The sequence below is a fragment of the Corynebacterium hiratae genome, assembly GCF_009708045.1.
In the GTDB taxonomy this organism is placed as follows: domain Bacteria; phylum Actinomycetota; class Actinomycetes; order Mycobacteriales; family Mycobacteriaceae; genus Corynebacterium; species Corynebacterium hiratae.
The window spans coordinates 1-9,531 of the sequence record NZ_VIOG01000022.1; the positions used below are offsets into that span (position 1 = coordinate 1).

Annotated in this window: 9 protein-coding genes; 3 read left to right on the forward strand and 6 right to left on the reverse strand. The window is 59.2% G+C overall.

All coding sequences use genetic code 11. The features are described 5' to 3' along the window. The first annotated feature begins 392 nt into the window (after positions 1–392). Entirely contained in the window at positions 393–1,016 is a 624-nt protein-coding gene (locus tag FME68_RS12760) for a TetR/AcrR family transcriptional regulator (protein ID WP_046648339.1), read from the forward strand. Further along, complete coding sequence (locus tag FME68_RS12765; RefSeq protein WP_046648338.1) at positions 1,010–2,584, forward strand: MDR family MFS transporter; 1,575 nt, start codon at positions 1,010–1,012, stop codon at positions 2,582–2,584. Before FME68_RS12760 ends, FME68_RS12765 begins: the two co-directional genes overlap by 7 nt. A gap of 77 nt (positions 2,585–2,661) precedes the next feature. Here the strand turns inward: FME68_RS12765 and FME68_RS12770 are convergent, their stop codons facing one another. The 5 genes from FME68_RS12770 to FME68_RS12790 all read right to left on the reverse strand — a co-directional run bounded on the left by FME68_RS12770 (position 2,662) and on the right by FME68_RS12790 (position 7,641). Beyond that, complete coding sequence (locus FME68_RS12770) at positions 2,662–3,786, reverse strand: CAP domain-containing protein (protein WP_102233795.1); 1,125 nt, start codon at positions 3,784–3,786, stop codon at positions 2,662–2,664. A gap of 81 nt (positions 3,787–3,867) precedes the next feature. Continuing rightward, entirely contained in the window at positions 3,868–4,443 is a 576-nt protein-coding gene (locus tag FME68_RS12775; protein ID WP_046648337.1) for a GNAT family N-acetyltransferase, read from the reverse strand. A gap of 71 nt (positions 4,444–4,514) precedes the next feature. Continuing rightward, positions 4,515–5,873 (reverse strand): RNA 5'-3' helicase PhoH2, encoded by a 1,359-nt coding sequence (gene phoH2, locus FME68_RS12780; RefSeq protein WP_046648336.1) that lies wholly within the window; start codon positions 5,871–5,873, stop codon positions 4,515–4,517. 297 nt (positions 5,874–6,170) lie between these two features. Beyond that, on the reverse strand, positions 6,171–6,812 hold the full coding sequence (locus tag FME68_RS12785; RefSeq protein WP_158397772.1) for an LGFP repeat-containing protein: 642 nt from the start codon (positions 6,810–6,812) through the stop codon (positions 6,171–6,173). A 127-nt stretch (positions 6,813–6,939) separates the two neighbouring features. Beyond that, on the reverse strand, positions 6,940–7,641 hold the full coding sequence (locus FME68_RS12790) for a LysR family transcriptional regulator substrate-binding protein (RefSeq protein ID WP_144014030.1): 702 nt from the start codon (positions 7,639–7,641) through the stop codon (positions 6,940–6,942). A gap of 98 nt (positions 7,642–7,739) precedes the next feature. On the opposite strand from FME68_RS12790, the gene FME68_RS12795 reads away from it, so the two are divergent. After that, entirely contained in the window at positions 7,740–8,060 is a 321-nt protein-coding gene (locus FME68_RS12795; RefSeq protein ID WP_158397773.1) for a DUF5997 family protein, read from the forward strand. On the opposite strand, the gene glyA is transcribed toward FME68_RS12795, so the two are convergent. Then, on the reverse strand, positions 8,057–9,358 hold the full coding sequence (gene glyA / locus FME68_RS12800; RefSeq protein ID WP_070510305.1) for a serine hydroxymethyltransferase: 1,302 nt from the start codon (positions 9,356–9,358) through the stop codon (positions 8,057–8,059). The genes FME68_RS12795 and glyA overlap by 4 nt on opposite strands. Between the last annotated feature and the right edge of the window lie 173 nt (positions 9,359–9,531).

Genomic DNA, 9,531 nt, shown 5'->3' on the forward strand with positions numbered 1-9,531 from the left:
AATCAGACTACCGGCTACCCCCGCCGATACCCGCTTAGTGCCGAAAAAATAACCGCCACAACACCAAACCTCCAGGCCACAATGTCAAGGGTGACCTTCATCACCTAACCGTGAGCCAAGTCAGGTTATAGCCTCCTCAAGATCTGGCAATAACTTCGTCAACTAGGGCAGTTTTAGGCTTGAGAGTTTCTTTCCTAGCCATCACTTCGCGCCCTTCGCGCTCACGGCGAGCCTTAACCAGCCACTGCCCACGCTGCCGGTGGGCGCGAAGGATGGGGTTGCTGTTCTTATCTCCTTTCCTGTGCGCCGCGCCATAAAGATCGTCCCGCCATCATGAGAATCACCATCATTGCACTTGGTGCAAACTTGCACCGAGTGTAGGATTGCACTCTGTGCAAGAAGAATTGTCATTACGCGAGCAAAAACGCCTAAAAACTCGCCTACGTATAGAGGATGCTGCCACCCTCTTGGTAGACGAGCACGGCTTTGCTGCAGTCACGGTGGAGGAGATTTGTGAGAAGGCCGGTATTTCCCGGCGTACTTTCTTTAATTATTTCGATTCCAAGGACTCAGCTGTTCTGGGCAACCCCAGCCAAGAATTTTCCCAGGAGCAGAAGAGCTATTTGCTCGAAACCCCCACGGAGAACCTCTTCAAGCTGGCCGTAGACCTCATCAAGGAACACCTCATTGGACAGCACGCCAACAGGGAGATTGCTGAGCGACGCCGCCGTATCTCCCGCGATGCGGACGCAGCGGCGGCGTCCTTAAGCAGAAAGCGTGCCAAGTCCAACGAAGTCCTTGAGCTACTCACCCAGCGGCTGGAGAAGGAGCCAGCATTAAAGACCATGCCGGATGTCTCCCCGCACACGGAGGCACTCCTCATTGCTGTCACCATCCGTGAGGCTTTCTGGTTGGCCACCACCTCCCCAGACTTCAGCTGCGACATCCCCTTTGAGCAGCGCTTTGACTCCGCACTCACGCTCATCAACAACTATTCGAAAGGACTTTCATGGTAGCTACCGCGAAACCGTCAGCGTCCCACGCTGACAACGGCAAGCCGGAAAACAACCTTGCCCTCGTCTTCTCTGCCCTCGTGCTCACCATGTTGATGAGCTCCCTGGGGCAGATGATCTTCGCTTCCGCCCTGCCTACCATCGTCGGCGAGCTCGGCGGCGTCGACCACATGAGCTGGGTTATCTCCGCCTTCCTGGTCACCATGACCATCGCTATGCCCATCTCCGGCAAGCTCGGTGACATGATGGGCCGCAAGTGGCTCTACATCGGCGGCATTGCCACCTTCGTCATCGGTTCCGCCGTGGGCGGCTTCGCCAACTCTATGAACCTGCTCATCATCGGCCGCGCGATTCAGGGCTTCGGCGCTGGATTCATGATGATTTCCTCCCAGTCCATCATTGCGGAGGTCACCACGGCACGTGAGCGCGGCAAGTTCATGGGCATCATGGGCGGCGTTTTCGGCTTGTCCTCCGTCCTCGGCCCAGTCCTCGGTGGCTGGTTCACTGATGGTCCCGGCTGGCGCTGGGGCCTGTGGATGAATATCCCCCTCGGTCTTCTCGCCATGACCGTTTGTGTGCTCGTTCTGCACCTGCGCGTTGGTGATACTGACTTGCGCAAGTTTGATGCCTTGGGCGCCACGTTCATTGCCATCACGACCGCCTCGCTCATCCTTATGACCACCTGGGGCGGCACCCAATACGAGTGGTCGGATCCCGTCATTCTCACCTTGGCCGTCATCGTTGTGATCGGTGCTGTCATCACGGTCTTCGTCGAGAAGCGGGCCAAGGAGCCTTTGATCCCAGTTCTGCTGTTTAAGAACCGCAACATGGTGCTCACGACGGCCGCTGGCATGGTGCTGGGCCTGGCAATGTTCGGTGTGCTGGGCTACATGCCGACCTACCTGCAGATGGTGCATACCCTGACGCCGACCAAGGCGGGCCTCATGATGATCCCGATGATGCTCGGCATGATCGGCACTTCTACAACAGTGGGATTCATCATCGCCCGAACCGGCCACTACAAGCGCTACCCCATCATCGGTCTCGCCATTACGGCAGGCGCGCTGTTCTGGATGTCGAAGCTGACTGTGGATACCTCCCTGACTCAACTTGGCGCTGAGTTCCTCGTCTTCGGCATCGGCCTCGGCTTCGTTATGCAGGTGCTCGTTCTCATCGTTCAGAACTCCTTCCCCGTGGCGCTGGTGGGCACCGCAACGGCGGCCAACAACTTCTTCCGCCAGATCGGTTCAGCTATGGGTGCCTCCTTGGTGGGTTCGCTGTTCATCCACAACATGAAGGATGAGTTGGCCGCCAACATGCCTGCCGCCATTGCTTCCATGGGCAAGGCTGGCGCGCCCTTTGCGGAAAAGTTCAGCGCTGAGGGCGGCGGTTCCTCTAGCCTGACCCCGTCGATGGTGGCTCAGCTTCCGGACCCCATCCGCGACGTCATCCTCAACGCCTACAACGACGGCCTCACCCCGGTCATCCTGCTCATGGTCCCGATGGCCATCATCGCTCTCCTGCTCATCCTGCCGGTGCGGGAGGAGCACCTCAAAGAGACCATCGACTAGGTGGTCGGTCCCCGCTCAACAACAAGAAATCCTCGCTACGAACAATGACGTAACGAGGATTTTTCATACCAGAGTATTTAACGCAGAATTCCCAACTGGCGAGCCACCTGGGCAGCGACTCCGATGAGAGCGAGCACACCAGCGAGGATGCCTACAATGGCTCCGATATTCGTACCACCGGAGCTCACCTCCCCGCCGAGGGACTCCTTGGTCACCTTCACGGTCTTGGTGACGTGGTTGTCCGACAGCTGGGGCTGTCCGTTACGCAGAACATAGGTGTTAAAGGTGACGGTCGCGGTACCTTCTGACTTGGCCGTGTAGGTTCCGTCCTTGTTGACCTCGAGCACCTCCGGATCGCTGCTGCTTGGTGACGCCACCGGAACCCCCAAGCGAGCACCATTAAAACCATCAATCCTGAGGCCAAAGCTGCCGGTTGCGCTCGGCACAGTACCATCCGAGAAAAACAGTTCAGCATCCTCGATAGATCCAGAAGGAACAGCTACCGGGAAAACGTAGCGCCCTTGGTCAAGCCGAGTAGACGTTCTGTTTTCCGGAGATTTTTCAAAGTTCTTGTCCCCAAAGAGGCCGGCAGTGGCCGTACCTACCTCGGCGACAGCAAAGTAACGATGGTTCGGAGCAAGCATATTGTCGAGGTGACCGGTCTCACCGGTCCCACTCACCTTGTTGGCCCATTCATCAGCCCAGCCGTTGATAGCTTCATCAGCACCGAGGTAGTTGATGTTTTCAGCACTCTTGAAATCATCGGTCACGCTCCAGCACTCCACTCCCGGGATGCGCTCGTGATCCAATTGTGGACCTAGGTTCTCTTCCGCAGCTCGCTGGAGCGCAGCATGTTCCAGCCCGCGGCTCCACGTAATTGAATCTACATACTCCTCGCGGGAGTTGAGTCCTTCACGTCGCGCAGCGTCACGGAGAGGAACTCCCCCAAGCAAAAGATTTGAATCCCACGCGCGTGCTCGTACCGCCCGAATTTGCTTAACCATGAGATCGATCTTGGATTGCATCACCGGCTCGGCGAAAACATACGCCAAAGCGCCGTCGGGATAGTTAACGTTGAGCTCTGCTACAGGAACGGAGCCAGCAGGTGGAAACTCAGCAGCCGTGGCAACGGGCGCTACGAAAGCACCGGTCGACACGGCTACGGCGGTAGAAAGGGCAAGCACAGAGGTGCGGAAAGACATGATTCGCCTTCGATAGAGAGTGGATGAGAACAGGTTCTATTCTATCCCCACTCCTGCCCTGATATTAGAAAAGTGAGATAATTACTTCCTCTTCTCGTTGGCTGCTGCCTTCTTTTCCTCCGGCTTAGGCAGAAGCAACTCGTATACATCGGTATCGCGCCACTGGCCGGCGAGCTCCCCGTAGGTCATCTTTGCCATGTGGGAGTACGTGCCCACCTTGACGAAGCCGCGCGACTTGTGCAGCCCGGCAGAACCTTCGTTCTCCGGGAAGATCCATGAGTGAATGGCCCACTTGTGCAGGTCACGGCAGACCTCAATGAGCTGATCTAGCAAGGCGCCGCCAATACCGCGGCCCTGGGCCTCTTTGCTCAGGTAAATGGAATCCTCCACCACGCCGTGGAACACGGTGCGGGTAGACGCTTGCGCAGCGCAGACCCAGCCGAGAACCTTCGAGTCATCGTCCGCCTCCACCGCAACGAAGACCGACGACATGATCTTTACGTTCTTAAACTCCTCGAAGGTCAGCGACCGGGTCTCGTAGGTAGCGTGGCCAGTGTTGAGGCCCTGCTCGTAGATTTCGCGCATTTGCGGGTAGTCCGCCGCAGTGAATGGACGGATGCGGAAATCCTTCTTCTTGTCTTTCGCGTTGTCGCTCATAGGACAATTATTACTGAGCACGCACGACCAATGCCAAGCAGACCCCTACAAGATCGCCATTCGCGAACGAGTTAGTTCTCACCTTCCAGCAAATCGGTGACAAGTTCCGCAATGGCAGAGCGCTCAGAGCGCTGCAACGTGATGTGAGCGAAGAGCTCATGCCCTTTGAGCTTTTCAATGACTGCCTGCACACCGTCATGCCGGCCCACGCGCAGGTTATCTCGCTGCGCCACGTCATGGGTCAGTACCACGCGCGATCCGCGGCCCAAACGGGACAAGACAGTCAGCAACACGTTGCGCTCCAACGACTGGGCCTCATCGACGATGACGAAGGAATCGTGCAGGCTGCGGCCGCGGATATGGGTCAGTGGGAGAACTTCCAAGAGGCCTCGGTCTTGGACTTCATCCATGACGTTTTCCGATACGAGACCCTCCAACGTGTCGTAGACCGCCTGCGCCCACGGGTTCATCTTCTCACTCTCGGAGCCAGGCAGGTATCCCAGGGACTGCCCACCCACCGCATACATCGGGCGGAAGACCACGATACGGCGGTGTTCGCCACGCTCCAGCACAGCTTCTAGACCGGCACACAAGGCCAGTGCAGACTTACCGGTACCTGCACGGCCTCCAATGGACATGATGCCCACGGAAGGATCCAGCAGCAGGTCCAAAGCTACCCGTTGCTCAGCCGAGCGCCCCTGGAGACCAAAGACATTCGCATCACCGCGTACCAAGCGCACTGCGCCCTCGGCCGTCATGCGGCCCAGCGCTGACTGCCCGCCTGCCTGCAGCGTCACGCCACAGTGCACCGGAAGGTCCTCGACGCGGGTGCCGGCGGTGGTCACTGAGCCGTCGATAAGCACCTCGCCTTCCCCATAGAGCTCATCGATGACCTCCGCGGTGGTCTGCACCGTAGCCATACCGGTGTATCCCGTGAGCACAACGTCCTGAGCGTGGTACTCATCTGCCTGCAGGCCCACGGCGCCCGCCTTAACGCGCAGCGGAACATCCTTGGTCACCAGGACGGTGTCCTTGCCCTCGTGCTGCAGGTTGAGCGCGCAGGCCAGGATTCGGTGGTCTCCCTCCGGCCCACGGAAGGCCGCTGGCAGCAAGGACTGATCCTGGTGGTTGAGTTCCACGCGCAGCGTTCCGCCCGCGGCGTTGACGGGAAGAGGCTGATCCAGCGCCTCATAGGTAGCGCGGAGGTCCTCCAAAAAGCGAAGAGCTTGGCGGGCGAACCAGCCAAGCTCCGGGTGATGACGTTTTCCTTCCAACTCAGAGATAACAACGATGGGCAGCACCACATCGTGCTCTGCGAATTTACGCAACGCCCAAGGGTCGGAGAGAAGGACGGAGGTATCGATGACATAGGTCTTGGTAACCACAGCGGCCTCGTGCGGCTGCTCGGTCAGGACGGAAGGATTGGTCATAGCGGCAGGGTTCTCCCTTGTTATGCCCGCCCCAACTCAACGACCTGGGTGGGCATGGTGAAGCTGGTGGTTTTTCGAACTGTCCGGACGTCCCTGTGAACCTCCGGACACCGTCCACGCTAGAGAGCAAAGGTTGAAATTACATGGGTGCAAGATGAACAGTATTAAAACGACAATCCCCAGAGCCACACCATCCCCACCAGTCGGCTCGCTCCCTCACAAACCACAAAGAAATGCTCCGCACTGGTTTTACAGTGCGGAGCATTTCTTAGAAAGCTGGCTCTATTGTGAGCCCTCTTAGTTAATGGTGGCCTCGTACTCGCCGGACTCACCCTGCATCCAGGAAATGGTGCCGTTGGCGAATTCCTGTACCCAGCCGTTGCCCTCAGCCTTCTCCGGGGCGGTCGGCAGACCAACCTTGCTGTCCAAGCCGCCTTCCTCGGTCCAAGTCTCAGCGATCTTGCCGATGATCGGCTGGGCGCCATCGCCCTCGCTGAATGCCAGCAGCTTGTCCTTGGCGAAGGTAGCAACGCTACCGGCATCGGTGGACTCGATGGACTCCGGATCGCCCCACTCGGCGGCCTTGTCCTTGATGGCCTGTGCAAAGTCGGCAGGGACCTCTACATCACCGTTAGCGGTGGTGACGCTCTCCTTATCACCCTCGGCACCCTCAGAATCAGCGGAACCCGAATCGGAAGACTCCGCCTCAGATGAGTCAGCACCCTCGGAGTCGGAAGCCTCAGCGGACTCGGAGTCCTTCATGGAGTCCTTAGCCTCATTAGCAGCGGAACCGGCAGCATCGGTAGCGTCGGACGCGGCGGACTGTGCAGCGTCGCCAGCGTCCTTAGCGGCGTCCTCGGCATCGGAGCAGGCAACGACACCCAGGGACAGGGTGGCAGCGGCGATACCAGCAGCGAAACGACGAGTCATCTTCTTCATTATCTAAACCTTTCTCTTTTGTTGAGCACTGTTCTAAGTACTTTTGTTGAGAACAAAGTCCACCGTAGGCTCGGCCGCGGCCGCCCCGCCACCGATGCACCTATGATTTGACAACAAAGAGCCTTCCTTATCTACGTTTCCGCTGCTGAGACCCCCTATATCTTTTCGATAACGGTTTGGAAATCGAGTCCTTGTGAGACTTTCCTTGCGACTTTCTGCGTGCTTGTTTAGCCTTTGCTTTGTCACGGGCGCTGCGCTTCTCAGCAACATTGCGGGAAGAATTCCGCGTCCTTCCCTTCGCCACGCCGACGAAATCCTGAATCTCGTCACCATCGTCTGCTCGGCGCCACACCAAAGCGATCTCCGTGCGCGCAACAGTGGGATCCTCCAGACCTAGAGCCACTACTTGCTTCTTGCTGAGCACCTTCAGCAGAGGTCGAGGTGCGATGGCCACGCCCACGTTGGCTGCCACAACTTGGAGAGCGGTACGCAGGGCAGGGACATCGACGCTGCCATCCTGCGCAATCCGGTAGTTCACGATCTCTTCGGCGACATCCTCCGGTGTAATGTCCTCCCCTACCTCGGCGTACACGGAATCCTTCGGAACTGCGATCCCAGGCGCTTCCTCGTACAGCCGAACCACATGAAAGCTGTCATCGACCCGCGGATCTGGCAGGCGGGTCAGAGCAAGGTCAGCTTCCTGGGCAAGAAGAGCCGCCATAGCATCATCGGCGTCGGCGGTCACCAGGGACTCGAGAGAATGCGAGTCACGGTAGCGGCGAAACCATTTACCGGGTTCTGTACCAGTGCAAAAGACAAGGCGGAGCATGCACCTCATACTACGGTGCTGCTAGCGTGGTGAGCGTGACTGATACCCCGAATAATGAAACCCCAGCCAACGAAACCCAGCAGCCTTCCGGTACCGCCATGCGCGCGCAAACCGCGGCTAAAAAGCTGGGCATCTACCTGCCGGCCGCCCCGGAGGAGTTTCAAGCCACTGCAGTAACGCACGCGCAATTGCGCGACTTGCAGGAGAACCCACCGGAGTGGCTGGCCACCCTACGCCGCGAGGGCCCGCACCCGCGCCCGGTGGTGGCACAGAAGCTGGGCATTTCCGTGACCGCGCTGAAGAAGAACGACATGGACCGCCCTCTCACCACCGCAGAAATCAAAGAGCTCCTCAGCGCGATGCCCGAGTGGCTCGAAGCCGCCCGGAAAGCTCACGCTGAGGAGCGCAAGGAAGCTTAGACCAGCTTCCAGTCCTCAAGGCCGTCGTAGAGCGGGAAGTCCGCGGCGACCTTCTCCACGCGGGCACGCAGCTTGGCGACGTCCGCGTTCTTACCATTTGCCAGCGCGGTACCGATAACATCGGCCACCTCGGTGAAGGCCGCCGCGTCAAGACCGCGGGTAGCCAAGGCCGGGGTACCAATGCGCAGGCCGGAGGTGACCATCGGCGGGCGCGGATCGTTCGGAACCGCGTTGCGGTTCACGGTGATGCCGACCTCGTGGAGGAGGTCCTCTGCCTGCTGGCCATCGAGCTCAGAGTTGCGCAGATCCGCCAGGACGAGGTGCACGTCGGTGCCGCCGGTGAGAACGTCGACGCCCGCCTTGGTGCAATCCTCAGCGGTCAGGCGCTCAGCCAGAATGCGAGCGCCCTCCAGGGTGCGCTCCTGGCGCTCCTTGAACTCCTCGGTGGCCGCAATCTTGAGAGCAATAGCCTTTGCCGCGATGACGTGCATGAGCGGACCACCCTGCTGGCCTGGGAAGACGTTGGAGTTGATCTTCTTGGCAAAGTCCTGCTTGGCCAAGATAATTCCGGAGCGCGGGCCACCAAGCGTCTTGTGCACGGTGGAAGACACAACATCGGAGTGCGGCACCGGGGAGGGGTGCAGACCGGCGGCCACGAGGCCCGCGAAGTGCGCCATATCCGTCCACAGGTAGGCGCCGACCTCATCGGCGATGGAGCGGAAGGCCTCAAAGTCGATGGTCCGCGGGTAGGCGGACCAACCAGCAATGATCACCTGCGGCTTCTCAGCCAGAGCCTGCTCGCGGACCTTGTCCATGTCGAGGCGCATGGTCTCCGGGTCGACCTCATACGCGGCAACGTCGTAAAGCTTGCCGGAGAAGTTCAGCTTCATACCGTGGGTCAGGTGACCACCATGAGCCAAGGACAGGCCCATGATCTTGTCACCCGGCTGGATCAGCGACGCCAGCACCGCAGCGTTGGCCTGAGCACCGGAGTGCGGCTGGACGTTGGCAAATTCGGCGTCGAAAAGCGCCTTGGCACGATCGCGAGCCAGGTCCTCCACGACATCAACGTGCTCGCAGCCGCCGTAGTAGCGGCGCCCCGGGTAGCCCTCTGCGTACTTGTTGGTGAGAACAGAACCCTGCGCCTGCAGAACGGCGCGGGGGACGAAGTTCTCCGAAGCAATCATCTCGAGGGTATCGCGCTGACGAGCGATCTCACCAGAAATAGCATCGAAGACCTCGGGGTCAAGATCGCGCATCTCCTGGTAGCGCACGTCTGAATTGTTCGTAGTCGTCATGAAAGCGTGGTGTCCCTTCCTACAGATGGTCAAGATAGCCAGCGGCGCCCGCTCGCAGCACAACACCACCGGCTTTAGAAATCGCCGAAGCTAGTTCTACATCCTAACGCCCCTATCCCCCGCGCGGGGGCCTCTAAGAATCTTTTCATTCGGGGCAATTGCACGAGGCGCCG

Bases quoted from the DNA above. Each gene is read 5' to 3' on its own strand.
- FME68_RS12765 (WP_046648338.1), top strand. From the start codon at position 1,010: ATGGTAGCTACCGCGAAACCGTCAGCGTCCCACGCTGACAACGGCAAG.
- FME68_RS12770 (WP_102233795.1), bottom strand. From the start codon at position 3,786: ATGTCTTTCCGCACCTCTGTGCTTGCCCTTTCTACCGCCGTAGCCGTG.
- FME68_RS12775 (WP_046648337.1), bottom strand. From the start codon at position 4,443: ATGAGCGACAACGCGAAAGACAAGAAGAAGGATTTCCGCATCCGTCCA.
- phoH2 (WP_046648336.1), bottom strand. From the start codon at position 5,873: ATGACCAATCCTTCCGTCCTGACCGAGCAGCCGCACGAGGCCGCTGTG.
- FME68_RS12785 (WP_158397772.1), bottom strand. From the start codon at position 6,812: ATGAAGAAGATGACTCGTCGTTTCGCTGCTGGTATCGCCGCTGCCACC.
- FME68_RS12790 (WP_144014030.1), bottom strand. From the start codon at position 7,641: ATGCTCCGCCTTGTCTTTTGCACTGGTACAGAACCCGGTAAATGGTTT.
- FME68_RS12795 (WP_158397773.1), top strand. From the start codon at position 7,740: ATGCGCGCGCAAACCGCGGCTAAAAAGCTGGGCATCTACCTGCCGGCC.
- glyA (WP_070510305.1), bottom strand. From the start codon at position 9,358: ATGACGACTACGAACAATTCAGACGTGCGCTACCAGGAGATGCGCGAT.